The organism is Hydrogenophaga sp. RAC07 (genome assembly GCF_001713375.1).
Lineage (GTDB): Bacteria > Pseudomonadota > Gammaproteobacteria > Burkholderiales > Burkholderiaceae_C > Hydrogenophaga.
Genome location: NZ_CP016449.1, coordinates 4,004,622 through 4,022,267 on the forward strand (window position 1 = coordinate 4,004,622; position 17,646 = coordinate 4,022,267).

At 68.3% G+C, this 17,646-nt stretch carries 16 protein-coding genes and 1 pseudogene; 2 read left to right on the forward strand and 15 right to left on the reverse strand.

Features of this window, described 5'->3' with window-relative positions:
• The first annotated feature begins 7 nt into the window (after nt 1-7).
• Nucleotides 8-3,751, forward strand: a complete 3,744-nt coding sequence (locus BSY239_RS18635; protein WP_069048110.1) for a PAS domain-containing protein — start codon at nt 8-10, stop codon at nt 3,749-3,751.
• A 48-nt stretch (nt 3,752-3,799) separates the two neighbouring features.
• A complete protein-coding gene (locus BSY239_RS22995) occupies nt 3,800-3,922 on the forward strand; it encodes a hypothetical protein (protein WP_257784867.1) in 123 nt (40 codons plus the stop codon).
• Between the two features lie 209 nt (nt 3,923-4,131).
• On the opposite strand, the gene fabG is transcribed toward BSY239_RS22995, so the two are convergent.
• From fabG to BSY239_RS18715, 15 genes and pseudogenes are all read right to left on the reverse strand, one after another.
• A complete protein-coding gene (gene fabG / locus BSY239_RS18640; RefSeq protein WP_069048111.1) occupies nt 4,132-4,851 on the reverse strand; it encodes a 3-oxoacyl-ACP reductase FabG in 720 nt (239 codons plus the stop codon).
• A gap of 13 nt (nt 4,852-4,864) precedes the next feature.
• Complete coding sequence (locus BSY239_RS18645) at nt 4,865-5,344, reverse strand: hotdog family protein (RefSeq protein ID WP_069048112.1); 480 nt, start codon at nt 5,342-5,344, stop codon at nt 4,865-4,867.
• A complete protein-coding gene (locus BSY239_RS18650) occupies nt 5,341-6,135 on the reverse strand; it encodes a beta-ketoacyl synthase chain length factor (RefSeq protein WP_069048113.1) in 795 nt (264 codons plus the stop codon). Before BSY239_RS18650 ends, BSY239_RS18645 begins: the two co-directional genes overlap by 4 nt.
• Complete coding sequence (locus BSY239_RS18655; protein ID WP_069048114.1) at nt 6,132-7,325, reverse strand: beta-ketoacyl-[acyl-carrier-protein] synthase family protein; 1,194 nt, start codon at nt 7,323-7,325, stop codon at nt 6,132-6,134. Before BSY239_RS18655 ends, BSY239_RS18650 begins: the two co-directional genes overlap by 4 nt.
• Nucleotides 7,322-8,110 (reverse strand): class I SAM-dependent methyltransferase, encoded by a 789-nt coding sequence (locus BSY239_RS18660; RefSeq protein ID WP_069048115.1) that lies wholly within the window; start codon nt 8,108-8,110, stop codon nt 7,322-7,324. The genes BSY239_RS18655 and BSY239_RS18660 overlap by 4 nt, the downstream gene beginning before the upstream one ends.
• Complete coding sequence (locus BSY239_RS18665) at nt 8,107-8,910, reverse strand: polysaccharide deacetylase family protein (RefSeq protein WP_069048116.1); 804 nt, start codon at nt 8,908-8,910, stop codon at nt 8,107-8,109. Before BSY239_RS18665 ends, BSY239_RS18660 begins: the two co-directional genes overlap by 4 nt.
• A 1-nt stretch (nt 8,911) precedes the next feature.
• Nucleotides 8,912-9,556 carry an alpha/beta hydrolase gene (locus BSY239_RS18670; RefSeq protein WP_069048117.1) on the reverse strand — a complete coding sequence of 215 codons (645 nt, stop codon included), beginning with the start codon at nt 9,554-9,556 and terminating at the stop codon, nt 8,912-8,914.
• Nucleotides 9,553-11,892: an MMPL family transporter gene (locus tag BSY239_RS18675; protein WP_069048118.1), complete on the reverse strand. Its 2,340-nt coding sequence runs from the start codon at nt 11,890-11,892 to the stop codon at nt 9,553-9,555. The genes BSY239_RS18670 and BSY239_RS18675 overlap by 4 nt, the downstream gene beginning before the upstream one ends.
• Nucleotides 11,893-11,920: 28 nt before the next feature.
• Nucleotides 11,921-12,490 (reverse strand): LolA family protein, encoded by a 570-nt coding sequence (locus tag BSY239_RS18680; RefSeq protein WP_083240069.1) that lies wholly within the window; start codon nt 12,488-12,490, stop codon nt 11,921-11,923.
• Nucleotides 12,487-13,392, reverse strand: a complete 906-nt coding sequence (locus BSY239_RS18685) for an LpxL/LpxP family acyltransferase (RefSeq protein ID WP_069048120.1) — start codon at nt 13,390-13,392, stop codon at nt 12,487-12,489. Before BSY239_RS18685 ends, BSY239_RS18680 begins: the two co-directional genes overlap by 4 nt.
• Nucleotides 13,389-15,030, reverse strand: a pseudogene (locus BSY239_RS18695) (AMP-binding protein). The gene BSY239_RS18685 and the pseudogene BSY239_RS18695 overlap by 4 nt, the downstream one beginning before the upstream one ends.
• Nucleotides 15,027-15,689: a hypothetical protein gene (locus tag BSY239_RS18700; RefSeq protein ID WP_069048123.1), complete on the reverse strand. Its 663-nt coding sequence runs from the start codon at nt 15,687-15,689 to the stop codon at nt 15,027-15,029. The pseudogene BSY239_RS18695 and the gene BSY239_RS18700 overlap by 4 nt, the downstream one beginning before the upstream one ends.
• A 13-nt stretch (nt 15,690-15,702) precedes the next feature.
• Nucleotides 15,703-15,987, reverse strand: coding sequence for a phosphopantetheine-binding protein (locus BSY239_RS18705; protein WP_069048124.1), 285 nt, complete (start codon nt 15,985-15,987; stop codon nt 15,703-15,705).
• A gap of 23 nt (nt 15,988-16,010) precedes the next feature.
• Nucleotides 16,011-17,273, reverse strand: a complete 1,263-nt coding sequence (locus BSY239_RS18710; protein ID WP_069048125.1) for a beta-ketoacyl-[acyl-carrier-protein] synthase family protein — start codon at nt 17,271-17,273, stop codon at nt 16,011-16,013.
• Between the two features lie 3 nt (nt 17,274-17,276).
• Nucleotides 17,277-17,516, reverse strand: coding sequence for an acyl carrier protein (locus tag BSY239_RS18715; protein ID WP_069048126.1), 240 nt, complete (start codon nt 17,514-17,516; stop codon nt 17,277-17,279).
• Nucleotides 17,517-17,646: the final 130 nt, after the last annotated feature.

Here is a 17,646-nt window from a genome sequence, read left to right on the forward strand (position 1 = left end):
GCTGCCCATGCTGCGCTGGATGATCATCATCTACCTGGCCTTCACCATGGGCGTGGGTGCCCTGAAGTTGGTGCTGCAGACCGGCAGCGCGGAGCGTGTGGCGCAGCTGGAAGTCCAGCAACAGGCTACGCGAAGGGCCACGCACGACGCCAATGCACTGCTGGTGCTGACCCACGAATACATGTTGCGCGGCACGGAGCGAGCGGCCAGCCAGTGGCAGATTGCGCACCGCGCACTGACCCAGGCCGTGGCCCAGGCCATACCGCTTGGGTCCAGCGACGAAGATTTCGACGAGTTGCGAGACACCACGGCCAACCTGACAGCCATCTTCGGCAGCCTGCGTCGGGATGTGCCCGACCTGGCGCCGGAACTGGCTGGCGAGCGCCGCGCGATGCTGGTGGATCAGATCCTGTCCGAGACCCGGCTTGTCAGCGATCTGGCCTACCGGCGCGATGGCACCTTGTTCGAGCAAGTGCAGGCGGAAACCGCAAACCTGCGCCAACGTGACGGTCTGCTGAACTGGCTGTGGCTGGCTTCATCGCTTTTCCTGGCCTGGTTGCTGGTGGTGCGCGTGCTGCGCCCGGTGGCGATGTTGCAGGCTGCGGCGCAGTCGGTGCAGGCCGGCGACATGCAGGCCCGCTGCAACTACGAGAGCCGCGACGAGCTGGGTCAGGCGGCGGCCAGCTTCAACGCCATGACCGACACCCTGGCGCATGCCAATGAGCGCGTGGCGCTGGCTGTGGACAGTGCGGCCATGGGCGTGTGGGAGTACGACCTGCAAGCCGGCACCTTGCTCTGGGACGACCAGATGTTTGCTCTGTACGGACGGCGCCGCACCACTGATGCCGAGCCCTATTCACTGTGGAGCAGCAGCCTGCATCCCGAAGACCGTGCACTCAGTGAACAAGCGTTGCGGGATGCCATCAAAGGCCAGAAACGGTTCGACACCCAGTTCCGCATTCTGCTGCCCGATGGCAGCGTGCGACACCTCAAGGCCGCCGCGCACGTGGTGCGTGATGCCACAGGCACTGCCCTGCGCATGATCGGCGTCAACACCGACATCACCGATCAGGTCACCACCGCAGCCGCACTGCAGGAGCAGACGGCGTTGCTGCGGCGCGTCGGCCAATTGGCGTCAATTGGCGGGTGGCGCCTCGAGCTGAGCACGGGCAAGCTCTATTGGGACGAGCAGACCAGGCGCATCCATGAGATGCCGACAGACTTTGTGCCAAACCTTGCCACTGCCATCAACTTCTACGTGCCCGAACACCGGGACATGATCTCCAGCGCCGTGCAGCACGCTGTCGAAACCGGCGAGGGCTGGGATCTGGAGTTGCGCCTGGCAAACCCCACCGGCCGCGACATCTGGGTGCGCTCCTTGGGCGAAGTGGAATATGTCAACGGACAAGTCGCTTGCCTTGTCGGCGCCTTTCAGGACATCACCGAGCGGCAGCAGGCTGCGCAGGCGTTGCAGGATGCGAAAGCAGCGGCCGAGGCGGCCAGTGCGGCCAAGAGCGCATTCCTGGCCAACATGAGCCACGAGATCCGAACGCCATTGAATGCTGTGCTGGGCATGCACAGGATGTTGCAGGACACCGATCTCAAGCCCAACCAGAGCGACCTGCTCGCCAAGGCCAACCATGCAGGACATGCGCTGATGGACATCATCAACGACGTGCTGGACCTGGCCAAGATCGAGGCGGGAGAACTGTCGATGCAAGCGCGGCCATTCCAGCCCAGGCAGTTGTTCGAAGAGCTGATGGACATTCATGGTGTCGTGGCACAGGCCAAGGGCTTGAAACTGAAGTTGCAAACTGCTGCAGATTTGCCCTTGTGGGTGGTCGGGGACCGCTTTCGCCTGCGACAGATACTCAGCAACCTGTTGGGCAATGCGATCAAGTTCACGTCGAATGGCGCGGTGACCTTGTCGACGCGGGTGCGACGGGATGCCTCTCGACCATGGGTCGAGCTTGTGGTTCAGGACAGCGGTGTGGGCATTTCTCCGGAAGCGATGGTCCGCCTGTTCGCCCCCTTTGTGCAGGCCGATGAGAGCACCACAAGGCAGTTTGGAGGAACCGGGCTGGGGCTGTCCATCGTTCGCAACCTGGCGCGGATGATGGGCGGTGATGCCCAGGTCAGCAGCACGCTCGGGATGGGCAGCGAATTCCTGATTACCGTGCCGCTGGTCGAAGCGGACACACACATGGTCGCTCAGGTCACTCGGGCAAACCGACCGATCGAAGTGGCCTTGATGTGCGCAGACGAGGGCATCTGTCTCGACCTGAGACAACGCCTCGCTGCACTGGGTTGGTCATGCTTCAGACCTGTGGAAGCAGAGACAGGTGAGCCGGATGTGCTTCTGATGGACGCTGCCCTGGGTGCCGAAGGAACTGTGAAGCTGCGCGAGATGGTGATTGCTTCGAACGCGCAGGGTCATGATCTGCCCGTCATCTTGCTCGGAGATTTGCAGGAACTGGAGGTGATGGAGACCTTGGCGCTGCCTCTGCACAGGGTGGTTCGAAAGCCGGCCGATATGTCCGGGATCTTCAATTCGGTGGTCGAGGTTCTGGCGCTGGGCGAAGATTCTCAGGACCGCATGATTGGAGCCACCCGCGCAATCGAGGGCGGTATCCGTTGGCTGCAGGGGGCGCACATCCTGGTGGTCGATGACAGCGAAATCAACCTGGAGATTGCCGTGGCACTGCTCCGGCACCAAGGTGCCACATGCCACACCTGTGCCAACGGCCAGGAAGCGGCCGATTGGCTGATGCTTCATCCCGACGAAGTGGATGCCGTGCTCATGGACGTGCAGATGCCGGTGCTCGACGGTCTGGAAGCAGCCCGACTCATCAAATCGCATGCAGCACTCAAAAGCCTGCCGGTGATTGCCCTCACCGCAGGTGCACTCGACAGTGAACGGCTCAAGGCGAAAGCGGCCGGCATGGACGATTTCCTCACCAAGCCGTTGGCGCCTCTGGAGGTGGTGAAGCTGTTGCGCAGCAGGATCGGGCAGTACAGGGGCTCGGCACCACAAGTGGTACTGAGCCGGTCCGATGAAGGAGCCGTCGCTCTGGATCCACCAGCGTCGCAACCCTGGCCTGAGATTCCGGGCATCGACACGAAGTTGGCCATGGCGTACTCGAGCAACAGTGTTGTGCTCTTCAACAGACTGCTCACGCTGGTGCAGAAGAACTACTCGGCCTGGGGGGTGACCTGGCTTGAACTGGCGCAACAGCAGGGCGCCGGTATCAAGGACGATCTGAGCGCCAGCCTGCACAAGTTGCGCGGCAGCGCAGGGACGTTGGGCGCTACCGAACTGGCTGCCGTGGCCAAGCATGCAGAAGGCGCCATTCTCGGTGGATCTGTCCCGCCCCTGGACGTTGTACAGCAGGTGGCCAAGGTCCTTGACGACCTGTTGGCTCAGGTCGAAGTTCACATGGCCATGGCGATGCCGAAGGAGACGGCGGTGTTGGGTGCTGGTCCCTTGACCCAAGCTGGCCGGGACAAGCTCACCACGCTTGCCGAGCGCTTGTCCGAGGGTGACTTTGATGCCATTGATCTTGGCCTGTCGCTGCGGCTGGAGTTGGTCAGCCTGCTGGGACAGGAAGACGCCGAGGGACTTCTCCAACAAATTGATGACCTCGACTTCACTGCCGCCAACGCACTTCTCAGCAGCAGGCTGAAGCAACCTGACTTGGCTGCATCGCTGGATCAAACCAGCACAGGGAGTCCACATGTTGACCATGCATGACAACGTTGAGACATCCAGATTGACCGGTGCTGTGGTCGGTTGCTTCTGGTGAAGGACGACGATGTGCAGCTTGAGGGCGTGGCGCAATGGCGTCGCGATGATGGACTGATCGTGGATGAATGCTCGAACGAGGAGCAAGCGGTGGCAACCGACGGCCTGCAACGCAGTTGACGGCACCCCACTCGATAGCCGTCGTTGTTGCCTCAACGCTGCCGGTTGAGCAAATGACGGCCTCGTGTCAGGGAGCGTGAACCCAGCTCGTGACCACGACCGACGGCTATCGCTGCACTGCAGCCCTCGAAGCGATCAACCTCCGATTTGGCGCACGCAGCGTTCGCGCTGGAACCACCGCAAGCCGAGACTGTGAAGCGCAAGCGTCTTCAAGCCATTCCGCCGTTGATGGAGATGACCTGCCCACTCACATAAGCCGCCTTGTCCGACGCCAGAAACGCCACCAGCTCGGCCACCTCGTCCACCCGCCCCGCGCGCTGCATCGGCACCAGGCGTTTGATGGCCTCGGCGTCGAAGGCGCCTTCGATCATGTCGGTTTCGATGATGCCGGGCGCGACGGCATTGACGGTGATGCCGCGGCTGGCGAGTTCCAGGGCGAGGGATTTGCTGGCGGCGTGCAGCGCGCCCTTGGCGGCCGCGTAGTTCACCTGGCCGCGGTTGCCCATGACACCGGCGATGGACGAGATGGAGATGATGCGGCCCCAGCGTTTGCGGATCATCGGCATGGTGAGCGGCTGCGTCACGTTGTAGAAGCCGTTGAGCGAGACGTCGACAACCCGGTCCCACTGCTCGCCGCTCATGCCGGGGAACACGGCGTCGTCGTGGATGCCTGCGTTGTTCACGAGGATCTGCACGGCACCCACCTCGGTCAACGCGGCGAGCGCGGCGGCGGTGGCGGCGCGGTCGGTCACGTCGAACGCCACGGCTTCGGCGCTGCCGCCGGCTTCGCAGATGGCTTGTGCGGTGGCCTGGGCCTTGTCGATGGCGCGATGGGCGTGAACGATGACGTGGTGGCCGTCAGCGGCCAGGCGCTGGCAGATCGCCGCACCGATGCCGCCGCTGCCGCCGGTGACGAGGGCTCGTTTCATGAGATGTCCTTGTTCAAAGCTGGTCGGCGTCGAGCACCACGGCCGCGCGCCCCTCGAGCAGGCAGCGTTCACCGTGGTGGAGCGTGAATCGGTAGAGCACGTGGTTCGCGTCGCCCGACAGGCGCTCGGCGCGCACGCTCAGCGGGCCGGGCAGGTCGTCCAGCCGCTCGGCGTGCAGGGTGACGCTGCGCACGCTGGTGAGGTAACCCTGGCGCGGTGCGGCGTCCGCGCCGGCCACCAGTGCGCCGTGCACCGCCATGGCCTGCGCCGCGTATTCGATGCCGTTGGATGCGCCCAGGCGCCCGGCGGCGCGCAGCGGGTGCGCCGGGTCGGTGTGGCTCAGCGCGTGGCAGACGATGTGATCGGCCGACCAGTCGGTGACCGCGTCGAGCAGGCACATACGGCCCTGGTGCGGAATGCGCGCGGCGATCCAGGCGCAGTCCCGCTCGGCGTTCACTGGAGTCCCTTCGCCCTGCCCCTGTGCAGCGCTCATGTGGGTTCGATCTGCACGTTCAACTGCAGCCCGGGCAAGTACTCCAGACACACCTCGCCGGCCCCACCCAGCGCCAGGCGCTCCAGCAGTGGCAACCCGCGCAACGCGGGGATGGCCGCGCGCAAGGCTTCCAGCGTGGGCTGCTGCAGCGGCCGCGCGGGTGCTGAGGTGGTCTGCACGGTGATGCGCGCGATGGCCTGCGGCGTGCGCACGGGCTCCAGCCGCAGCGCCACGCCGGCGCAGTCGGACATCGTGCGCTTGGCGAGCAGCGGCTCGGGGTATTCGCTGTCGTAGGCGAGCAGCAGGGTGGCTTGCTGGTCCAGCACCACCTGGCCCAGCGCGTCGATGAAGCCTGCACCGAAGCTGCCGTCGAACGCACACATGACCTGGCAGGGTGCCATCGATTTGGTGGCGATGCCCCAGTAACCGGCGGGCGCGTTGTGCACCGAGTTGTGAAAGCGCGTGGGCGAGACGTGGCGGTCGTCGGTGGCGAGCTGTTCGCACAGCGCGTGGCAGTTGTGGCCGTCGGCGCCGGACGAGGTGAACACGGTGGCCAGGGTGGACACGTCGGCGCCGGCCGCGGCTTCCAGGCCAATGCCCAGCGTGAGTTTGATGACGCGGCTGGCGCGGCGGCGCTCGGCCGGCGGCAAGAGGGCGGGTGCGGGCAGCAACGAGGGCGCCGACACCCAGGGCTGTTCGCCACGCAGCACGGCGCGTGCGCCCGGCCAGTCGGGCAGGCCGGGGGCGATGAGGCCGATGCCGGTGATCCACGCGGTGAGCGGTGCGGTCATGCGGTCAGCTTTCCGAACACCAGGCTGCAATTGCTGCCACCAAAACCGAACGAGTTGGTGAGCGTGTGGCGCAGCGTGGCGGGTGCGCCGCGCAGTTGGTAGTTCATGCGCAGCGCGGGGTCGAGCGCGCGGGTGCCGGGGCTGCCGGGTGTGAGGCCGTCGACCAGCGCGATCGCGCACAACACGGCTTCCACCGCGCCAGCCGCGCCCAGCGTGTGGCCGGTAGCGCCCTTGGTGGACGAACACGGCACGCGCTCGCCGAACACGGCCATCACGGCCTTGCCTTCGGCGCTGTCGTTGGCGGGTGTGGCGGTGCCGTGCAGGTTGATGTAGTCGATGTCGCCTGCCGCCAGCGAGGCCGAACGCAGCGCGGCCTGCATGGCCATTTGCGCGCCCAGGCCCTCGGGGTGCGGGGCGGACATGTGGTACGCGTCGCTGGACTCGCCCGCGCCCAGCAGCCACACGGCGTCGGTGGGCGCATGCTCGGCGCGCTCCAGCAACGCATAGGCTGCGCCCTCGCCGATGGAGATGCCGTTGCGCCCCGCGTCACAAGGCCGGCAGGGGTCGCTGGAGGTGAGTTCGAGCGAGGCGAAGCCGTAAAGCGTGGTGAGGCAGAGCGAGTCGACTCCACCCACCAGGGCGGCGTCGATGGTGCCCAGTTCGAGCTGGCGCGCGGCAGCCGCGAACACCTTGGCGCTCGACGAGCACGCGGTGGAAATGGTGGCGGCCATGGCAGTGATGCCCAGGTGTTCGCGCAACAGTTCGGCCAGAGCGTAGGGGTTGTGGGTGGTGGCGTAGTTGAAGGCCTCGGGCAGCGCGCCGGTGGCCGCGTCGCGCTCGCGGTAGGCCAGCTCGGTCTGCAGGATGCCCGAGGTGCTGGTGCCCATGAACACGCCGACACGGTCCGCACCATGGCGCGCCACGGCGGCGCGCACGCGCTCCTCAAACCCGTCGGCCCGCAGCGCGAGCAGGGCCAGGCGGTGATTGCGGCACTCGAACGCGGCCAGCGCGGCGGGCAGCGGATGCGCGTCCACCCCGGGCACCTCGCCCACCCAGGTCGGCAGGTCCACGGTCTCGAAAGCGCAGGGCTGCAGGCCGCTGCGGTCTTCGCGCAGGGCCGTCCGGTGGGCGTCGAGCCCCACACCCAGGCAGGTGGTGGCGGTGTAAGCGGAGAGCAGCAGGGGCTTCACGTCGGGGTGCTCAGAACAGGGTCGGGCATTGTCTCAAATGCTGCCACATCCCCTGACTTTTCACCGTGCGGCACCCGACACACCAGCATCACGTTGGCAAAGGGTTTGCGCCCGCTCATGGGCTCGGACTCCACCACAAAACCCAGGCGCTGCAGTTCGGACACCCAGTCGGCCAGCGTGCGGCAGTACAGGCGCGGCAGGCGGTGGCCACGCGTGTACGTCACGAGGCGGTCCACGCCGTTGCAGATGCGGTAGGTCAGGCCGGCGCCGGCGTCGCCCACGCGGGTGAGAAACACACCACCCGGGGGCAGGGCCTGGCGGATGCGCGCGAGCACGGCACGTTGTTGCTCGTGGCTGAAGTAGTGCAGCGCGTCCAGGATCAGGATGGCGTCGGGCTGGCCGAAGTCCACCATGTTCATGTCGCCCTGCTCCACCCGCACCACCGGGTGTTGTGGGCCGAAGGCGCGCGCGGCGCGCTCCACATCGCGCTGCATCAGCTCCACGCCACGCAGTTCCCGCGTCGGCGGTGGTGGCGCCCAGCCGGCGGGCCACTGGCCTTGCTCGTGCAGCCGGCGCGCGGCAAGCAGCCAGGAGAACAGGCTTCCCTGGCCACAGCCGAGGTCGAGGTAACGGCCGCCTTCGGGCAGCAGGCCACGGCGCAGCACCTCGTGAAAGATGGTGTCATGGCCGAGCTTGCCGCGCGCGTAGTGGTAGGCAAAACGGCCGCTAGGCCTGAAGGTCTGGCTGGCCTCGTTGACCAGTTGGGCAAGGAATGGACGGCTCATGAGGACAAGGCCTGGCTCAGGGTGACAGGCTGCAATTGGCGTTCGGCAACGGTCTGCAGCAGGCGCGGCAGCACCGCAAGAATCACGGGTTCACCGTTTCCTGTGCGCGCAGCGTGGCCATCGTGCATCAGCACGATGTCGCCCGCGCCGAGGCGGCGGGTGAGTCGCTGCAACACGCGCTCGGGGTCGCCGGTGCGGGTATCAAAGGCGCGGCGCGTCCAGGTGGCGAGCTGCAGGCCCAGACCGTGCAGCACCGGGTCGAGGAAGGGGTTGCGCAGGCCGGCGGTGGCGCGAAAGAAGCGCGGCGCTTCGCCGGTGATGTCGGCCAGCAGGGCCTGCGCGCGCGCAATGTCGCGCCGCATGGCGCCTGGGCCGAACAGCGAGAACGCGTTGCTGTGCGCAAAGCCGTGGTTCTCCACGCGGTGGCCGCGCTGCACGATGGCGCGGCACAAGGCGGGGTGCTGCTCTGCGATGCGGCCGATGCAGAAGAAGCTGGCCTTGACGTTGCATGCGTCGAGCACATCGAGCACACGCGGCGTGACCTCGGGGTCGGGCCCGTCGTCGATGGTGAGCGCGATCTCGCGCCGCTGCGCCGCGGCCGCGGGCAGGCGGGTGAGGTTGGGGCCGAGCAGGTGCGAACTGGGCCACAGGCCGGCACCGGCGAGCAGCGCGTGGTTGGCCACCAGGGCCCCGGCCGCCCACGGCCAGGCGGTGGGCACAGCGAGCGCGCCCAGCACAGCCGCGCCATGCAAGGCGGCGCTGGCGCTCAGCAAAGGAGAGGGGGTCCAGCGTGTCGGCATGTCAGGCCTTGAAGTGACCGGAAGCGAGGAAACGTTCCCACAGCGGCAGCCACGCGGACCAATCGTGACCACCGGCCACGGTGTGGCGCGACGCCGGCGGAAACCGTTCGGCCACGCGCTGGATGCGGTCGGCAAACCGGTCTTCGGTGCCGTGGCCGATGAACACCGGCAACCCGGGCGGCGGGCGCTGCAGCCACCGCCACACACGCAGCTCGGGGTCTTGCAGGTCGGCCTCGCTCGCCTGCCACGCGTCAGCACCGCCCGCGCGCTCCACGACGTTCACGCTCGGGCGGCTGCCCGGGTACGGCGCGAGCAGGCACAGGCCGTCGGCCACGCCGGGGCGCGCGGCCAGGTGGGCCATGGCGATCAGGCCACCGAGCGAAATGCCGCCGAGCCACACGCGTGTGCCGCGCTCGCGCGCGGGGGTGAGCACGCGGCTCTGCAGCGCTTCCCAGGTGTGCGCGGCGTCGAGCCCCAGTCCGTCGATGTCGACGGCGATCAGGTCCAGCGGCAGGCCGCGGTGCGCGATGGCGTGGGCAAAGCCCGCGTCGAACAAGGCCTCGGGCGGCATGGCCACGCCGGGCAGCATCACGATCAGGTGCGGTGCACCGCTGAGCGTGCCCACGGTGCGCAGCTCGGTCGTCACGGTGCGGGCTTTCGCGCGGCGAAGGCAGCAGACAACACCAGCGCCAGCACCGCGCCCGGCCCCACGGTGACACCGATGGCCTGCAGCACCGGCACCGACGAGAAGGCCAGCACCCCGAAGCCGATGGCGGTGGTGGCGCTGGCCACGCCGATGGACAGCAGGGTCTCGTCGTCGAGGGTTTCGCCGAGCGAGATGCGGTCGAAGAACAGCGCGTAGTTGGAGCCCACCGCCACCGTGAGCAACACCCCCACCAGGTGCAGCAGGTGCAGGCGCACACCGCTGATGTGCAAACCGGCGACCACCACCATGACCGCCATCACCAGCGGCAGCATCACGCCCAGCAGGCGACGAGGACTGCGCAGCACACAGCCCAGCGCCACCACGATGGCGAGGAAGCCCAGCAGCGACAACACAATGGCCTCGTCGATGTACTCACCGTAAAGCGTGTCGAACTCGCCCTTGAGGTCGATGAAGATCGCACCGCTGCCGGCCAGCGCGCTGCGCACGGCCTCCACCGGGATGTTGGCGCCGGCTGCGTTCGCTGCGGGGCGCAGCGGCAACAACACGCTCCAGCCGCTGGCGCGTTGCAGCAGCAGCGCGTCCACCGCCAGGCCCAGGCCGGTGCCGTCCAGGTCTTGCCGTGTGAGGTTGCGCGAGCCGCGCGCGGCCTGCACGTCGTCCACAAAGGGTTGCAGGCGCTCGGCCGACAAAGGAGCGTCGACCAGCGCTTCGCGCAGCCGTGCCACGAGTTCGTCGGGCGGCGGCAGGCTGGCGCGGCGCGCGTTCTGTGTGGCCTCGCTCGGCAGAAAACGCGCCGGCGTGTCGAAGCCGCCGATGAGCCCCTGGTCCACCAGCGGGCGCAACTGCGCGCCCGCGCGTTCGGCGGCTTGCAGGGCGCTTTCGCGGTCGGGCGCGGTGATCACCGCCATGTAGCGCGCATCGGGCGCGCCGAGGTCGCCGCGCAGGCGTGCGTCGAGCTCACCCTCGGCCTCGGTCACGGTGGAGAGCGCCGACAGGTTGGGGTACCAGAGGTCGTTGCGGTGCTGGGCCAGGTACACGCCGGCCACGAGCACCAGCGCCACCAAGGGCCAGCGCAACACACCGGCGTGCGCCACCAGCGGGCGCAACACGCGGCCCTGGCGCGCGCCGTCCGCCAGATGCACACCCGGGCCCGCCAGGTGCGGCAGCAGGAAGCGCGTGACCAGCGCGGCCGTGATCACGCCGCTGATGGCGTACAGCCCGAGCTGGGCCAGGCCGGGGAAGCCCGAGAACAGCAGCGCACCAAAGCCCAGCACCGAGGTGAGCACACCCAGGCGGATGGTGGGCCAGTACTGCTCGCGCCACGAGGTGGCGCCCATGCGCCCGGACTGCACGAAGTAGTAGATGGCGTAGTCCACCGCCTCGCCAATGAGCGCGGCGCCAAAGCCCACGGTGATGCCGAACACGGTGCCGTGCACCAGCCCAACGGTGACGATGGCGGCCAGCGTGCCGCTGAGCACCGGCACCAGCGTGAGCAGCATGAGGCGCGCGCGGCGGTACACAAAACCCAGCAGCACCGCGAGGATCACCGTGCTCATGATCGACAGGCGCATGACCTCTTGCTGGATGGTGGCGCGCGCCCGCACCGCGAACAGCCCGGGGCCGGACATCTCCAGGGTCAGAGCCGCCAGACCCGGCTGTTGTTTGGCCTGGGCAAAGCCCTCGCGGATCAGGTCGATGGCGGCGGACTGCCCGTCGGTGTCGGAGCCCAGCGCGTGCGTCTGCACCAGCAGCATGGTGCGCTCACCGTCGCGCGAGGCCCAGACGCCCTCGACCTCGTTGGGCTGCACACCGCCACCCAGGCCCGAGACCAGTTCGACCAGCTCACCCGTGGGGTCGCGTGCGAGGTAGGGCTTGAACAGCAGTCCGGCCGACGAACTGAGCAGATCGATGCTGTTGTTCACCGCGCTCTTCAAACCGTCCACGCTGAAACGCTCGGGCGTGACCGCGTTGCTCAGCAGGTAGCGGTGCGCCAGCAGGAAGTCGCGCGTGGTGTCCATCGCTTCGGCTTCGCCGTTCTGCACCGTGGCGAAGGCCGCGTTGCCGGCCAGCGCGGCGCGCAGCGCGCGCGAGGCTTCGGCGCGCTGGCCCGCGTCGCCGCCGGCGATGGCCACCATGAGCAGGCGCGACACCGCGCCCTCGCGCAACTGGTCGACCATCACCGACTGTTCGGCGGTGGGCTTGGACGGCAGGAAGAAGGAAACGTCGGCCGAGAAACGCGTGTTCAGCAGCAGCACCACACCGAATGCCATCGCCGCCAGCCAGATCAGCAGCGCGCGCCACACACCACGGCTCATTCGAAAACCTCCGCGCTTCGCACAACGCTCATGGCAGCTTCACCGGCTCGATCGTCATCTCCGTGCGGTCGCCATCGGCCTGCAGGTACTCGATCACCAGCACCTGTTCGCGCACGCCGCTGAGCGTGATGCGCTGCAGCAGCGAGGCGATGCGTTGTTCGGTCGGCACCAGGGTCAGCACCCAGGCGTCCATGTGGCCGGCGAGCAGCAGCGTGTAGTTGCGCTCCAGCGAAGCGCGGTTGCCCTGCAGCGTGCTGCGGATGCTCTCCACAAAGGCCGCCACCTCGGGCCGCTGGCTGAGCTGGATCTGCATCTTGCGGCGGTCGCGCTCCAGGCTCAGCGTGTCCTTGTCGAGCACCATGGTCTCGGTCTTGGGCGTGAGCGTGCGTTTTTCCAGCCGGTCGGGCGCGGTGTAGGTCATCTCGCCGGTGGCCACCAGCGGCTTGTCGAGCAGGGCGAGGTGGCGCTTCTCGACAAACGTGGCCCGCCCGCCGGGGTTGCTGGCCAGCTCGATCATGAGCTGTCCGATGTCGAACGCGGCATGTGCCAACACGCTGAAGCTGCCGAGCACCAGGCCCGTGAAAAGTCGTCGGATCATGTGCGTTGCCAGAAATCGAAAAAATTGAACCAGTTGTACGGTGCGCGGCGACACAGTTCGCCGAGCCGGTCGGCGTAGGCCTGCATGGCCTGGGCCATGGCGGCTTCGCGCTCGCCGCGGTCGACGGTGGAAAAGTCGGCCAGCAGCTCGAAGTGCAGTTCGTAGCGGTTGCCACCGAGGTACACGCCGGACATGAAAAACACCGGCCGGCGCAGCATGGCCGCCATGCGCCAGGGCCCGAGCGGAAACCGCGCCGGTGCGCCGAGGAACATGCATTCTGCCGTGGCATCGTTCGCGAGCGACCGGTCGGCCAACATACCCACCAGAAAGCCCGCGTCGAGCTTGTCGCGCGCGCGCAGCATCGAGTCGGGGTGGCCCAGCGCCACCACGTCCTGCTGGGCTCGCGGGTTGATGGCGTGCAGGATGGCGTTGATCTTGCGCGCGTTGTCTTCAAACATCAGCATGGCCACCGGCGTGCGGGCGTGCTGGTGGGCCATGGCGCGCAACACCTCGAAGCTGCCCAGGTGCGCGCCCACCAGAAAAGCCCCGGGCTGTCGGTCCAGTGCCTGCTGCACGGCGTCGTGCCCGGTGATGCGGATGTCGAACAGATCGAAGCGGTCGTTGAGCAGGTAGATGCGGTCGTGCACGGTGCTGGCGAAGGTCAGCACGTGGCGGTAACCGTCGCGCCAGGTGGGCGCGCGGCCGAGCGCTCGCGTGAGGTAGGCCCGCCCGTTGCGCCGAGCCCTGGGCGAGAACAGCACGAAGTACAGCGCGATGCCGCGCAACACCAGCCGCCCCACCGGGCGCCCCAGGCGCAGCGAGATCCACACCATCAGGCGCAGCGGCCCCAGGTGGCTGCGCTCCTTCTGCTGCATCCAGTCGGGCGTGGGTCCGCCCGTCATGGCGCTGGCGGCACGAGGCTGCCCGTGGCCACCTCGACGCCCTCGCAGGTCACGCTGAATGCCACCGAGCCGCGCGGCGTGGTCTGCAGGGCAAAGCGCAGGGTCTGGCCCGGGCCGACCGGCACAAAAAACTTGGCTTGTGCCACCTGCCAACCCGCCCGGCCGTCCTCGGCGCGCAACTGCGCGGCGAACAGCAGCGCCTGGTCGAGCAGCACCACGCCGGGCACGATGGGCCGGCCCGGAAAGTGCCCGGCGAAGGCCGGGTGATCGGGCGGCACCGCCCAGACGAACTCAGCCGTGTCCATGTGGCACCTTCTCGGCGTAGAGCGCCTGCAGCGCCTGGCGCGTGAGCTTGCCGGTGTTGTTGCGCGGCAGGGCGTCCAACAGCACCAATGGGCGCGGCAGAAAGATCGCGTCCAGCCGCTGGCGCAGGCCGGCCATGATCTCGCGCGCATCCAGCGAGGGCGCCACCACAAAGGCGGCCAGACGCGTCACGCCGTCGGCATCGTCCGCGTCGTCCGGCAGAAAAAAGGCCGCGTCCACCACACCGGGCAAGGCGCCGATCTGGTGGTTGAGCCAGGCCAGCGAGGTGCGTTTGCCCGCGATGTTCACCAGGTCGGCGTGGCGGCCGTGCAGCAGGAACGTGCCGTCGGCGCAGGACTCGATCACATCGGCCAGCGGCACCCGGCCTTCGACGTGGCCGCCGCTGGCGTGGGTGGTGTCGCCAACGTGCTCGAGCCGCACCGCGCGCAGCGGATGCCAGGCCGCGCCGTCGAGGGTGCGGCGGCTGGCCAGGGCGGACGATTCGGTCGAGCCGTAGATCTCGTGCACCGGCGCGCCACAGCGTGCTTCGGCGCGGCGCGCGAGGTCGGGGCTCAGCGGCGCGGTGGCCGAGAGCACCAGGTCCAGCGGCGGCACGGGCAGGTCGGACGCGAGCAGGGCCGAGAGGTGGAACGGCGTGGTCACCAGCATGCGCGGGCGCGGCACGGCCTGCAGCGCGGCCACGATGTCCTGCGGGTAAAACGGTTTGGCGGCCGCGAACCGGCAGCCGCCGTGCAGGGCCACGAGGAAAGTCGACTCGAAGCCGTAGCTGTGTTGTGTGGGCACGGTGCCGACGATGGTCTGCGGGTGCTGCAGCAGGCCCAGTGCCGCGGCTTCGGCGCGCCCGTTCTGCACCAGCTTGCCCCAGGTCTTGTGGTGTGGCTGCGGCAGGCCGGTGGAGCCCGAGGTGAACAGGATGGCCACGGTCTTCGCGTCGTCCACCTGCGGCATCGCTTGCACGGCGGGTCGGCTCAGCGTGGCGAGATCGGGGAACACCGTGCCGCTCAGGCCCGGCAACTCCGTTGGCTTGTCGGCCAGCCAGGTGGTGCCGGGGTGGTCGGCGGCGAGGCGCTGCAAGGTCTCCGGCGATTGCGACGAGGGCTGCAGGCTGACCTTGCCGGCGAGCAGCCCGGCCACGAAGCCGACCGCGAAGTGGTAACGGTCGTCGCACAGGTTGAGCTGCCAGCCGCCCTCGGGCAACTGCGCGGCCAACGCGTGCGCGTCGGCCAGGAAATCGCGCACGCTCACCGGGCCGCTGGCGCGCCAGGCGAACACGTCGTCCAGCCCACGGTCGCTGATCAACGGTGAGCTGCTCATGACCGGGAAGAGCCGGCGTTTCGCGCTGCCGATTCGCGCCGGTAAGCGCGCACGATGTCGGCGAGGCCGGGACGCTCGTGCGGCGGCAGCACACACAGGCGCCACGCGTGTTCCACCACGAACATCACAGCGATCAGCGGTCCGGTGAGCACGTTGGCGTGCACCGACCACACGGCCGCGGGCGCCCAGATGAACAGCCCGGTGGAGACCAGTGCGTTGATGAAGAAGAACAGTGTCCAGGCCAGCGTGACGTTGCGCGTGTAGCGCACCTTGCGCTCGGACAGCTCGTGGGCGAAGATGCGCCGCGCCATGCGGGTGATGAGGGCATCGCCCGGGCCGAGCAGCGACTTGCCGAACAACACGCCCAGCGCCACGTGGATGCCCAGGTGCTGCAGGTAATACAGCAGCGGCACGTTGTGACGCAGCTGCGGCCAGAGCCAGGCCACGAGCGCGCCAAGAGCCATCACACCGCCCGCACGCACGGCCCACTGCGGCCAGCGCCACAAGGCCATGAGCACGGCCACGGCGATCGGCAGCACGGCCACCACGGCGTTCACATCGGCGTTGCCCCAGCCGGTGCTGCCCACGTGGGCGGCGACCACCCAGGCCGCCATGAGCAGCAGCACACCGACGTTGCGCAGCACCGAAAGAGCGGTCATGCGTTCGGGCGTTTCACTGCGTGCGCTGGCTGGCGATGTGCGCCGACAGGGCGCGCGGCGTCGAGAAGATCTTCTCGTTGTCTTCGTTGTCCGAGCGCATCTGGAAGCCGTAGCGCTTGGAGATCACGAGCGAGATCTCCAGCATGTCGATGGAGTCCAGCCCCATGCCGTCGCCGTACAGCGGGCCGTCGGGGTCCACATCGGCCAGGGTGAGCTCCATGTTGAGCGCTTCAATGATCAGGGCGACCACCTCGGGCCAGAGGGCGTCGACGGTGGCGGGGGAAACAGGTTCGGTCATGGGATTCATTCGAGGTGTCAGGTTCAGCGCGGCGGAGCGCGCAAGGCCAGCACGGCGTTGCTGCCGCCGAAGGCAAACGAGTTGGACAGGGCCGCCTGCAACGGTACCCGCCGCCGGCCCTGGAGGATGTGGTCGACCCCTTCGCAGGCGGGGTCGATGCGCCCGGCGAGGTGGGCGGTGGGTGGCACGGCCTGCTCGCGCAAGGCCAGGGCCGTCACCACCGCCTCGATGGCGCCGGAGGCACCGAGCAGGTGGCCGTGCATGGATTTGGTGGCGCTCACGGGCAGGCGGCTGGCACCGTCACCAAACACCTCGCGCAGCGCCGCGATTTCCACCGGATCGCCCTCGGCGGTGGCTGTGCCGTGGGCGTTGACATAACCGATGTCGGATGGCTCCAGGCCTCCGTCGGCCAGCGCGGCGCGCAGCGCGCGCACCTGGCCCGCGCTGCTCGGGCGCACCAGGTGGCTGCGGTCACAGCTGGCGCCGAAGCCCACGATTTCGCCGTGGATGGTGGCGCCGCGGGCCACCGCGTGGTCCCAGGCTTCCAGCACCAGGGCGGCACCCCCTTCGCCGAGCACCAGGCCCGCGCGGTCGGCCGAAAAAGGCCGGCAGGCCGAAGGCGCCGTCTGCGCATCGCCCGGTGCCATGACACGCATCGCCTCCCAGGCGCGCACCACGCCATAAGACTGGCACACATCGGAGCCGCCGGTGAGCATCACGTCGGCGTCGCCGCTGCGCACGCGCCGGAACGCTTCACCGATGGCGATGCCCGACGAGGCGCAGGCGGCGGTGTGGCTGGAGCTCACGCCGCCCAGGCCGAGCTGGATGGAGATGTGCGCGTTGACCGCGTTGTTCATGCCCTGCACCACCGACAGCGGCGACAGGCGCTCGCGCCCCTTCTGCCACATCTCGCGGCTGCCGCGCTCGTGAGCCGACAGGCCGCCCAGCGCGGTGCCCCAGATGCAGCCCCAGGTGTCGCGCTCGGCCGCATCGGCGGCCTCGGGCTGGCGCGGCAGACCCGCGTGTGCCCAGGCCTGGAACGCGGCGGCGGTGCCGAGCTGCGCGAAGCGCTCCATCATCATGGCCAGCGGTTTGCCCAGCTCCACCTCGGGCTCGAAGCCCTGGCAGCTCACGAACGGTGTGGACAGCGGACGCGGCAGATCGTCGGTGAGCAGGTGGCGCACGCCCGACTCGCCGGCGAGCAGGCGTTCGAAAAAATCACCCAGGTCCCCGCCCCAGGGGCTGATCAGGCCAATGCCGGTGATGGCTACACGGCGCGCCTGCATGGCTCAGCCGGTCTTCAACGGCGTGAGCGCATCGATTGCCGACTGCATGTCGGCCACGGTGCGCGGGGGCGACAGGTCGGACGGGATCTCGATGCCGAAACGGTCTTCGGCTTCGAACATGAGCTCGGCCAGCATCAGCGAGTCCACGCCCAGGTCGGCCAGCAGGGCACCGGGCTGGATCTGGTGGGGAACGACGCCCAGGCGCTCGGTCAGAAAGTTGCGGATCAGTTCGGCGGAGTTCATGGGTGGGACACAACAGAAAGACCGGCACGCAAGGACCGGGGCACAGGCCACGACACTGAAGAAAACACGGGGAGCTCCTCCGAAGCAACAACCATCTTGTTGTTCTGGGTGGCCTGGGTCGGCCACGCGC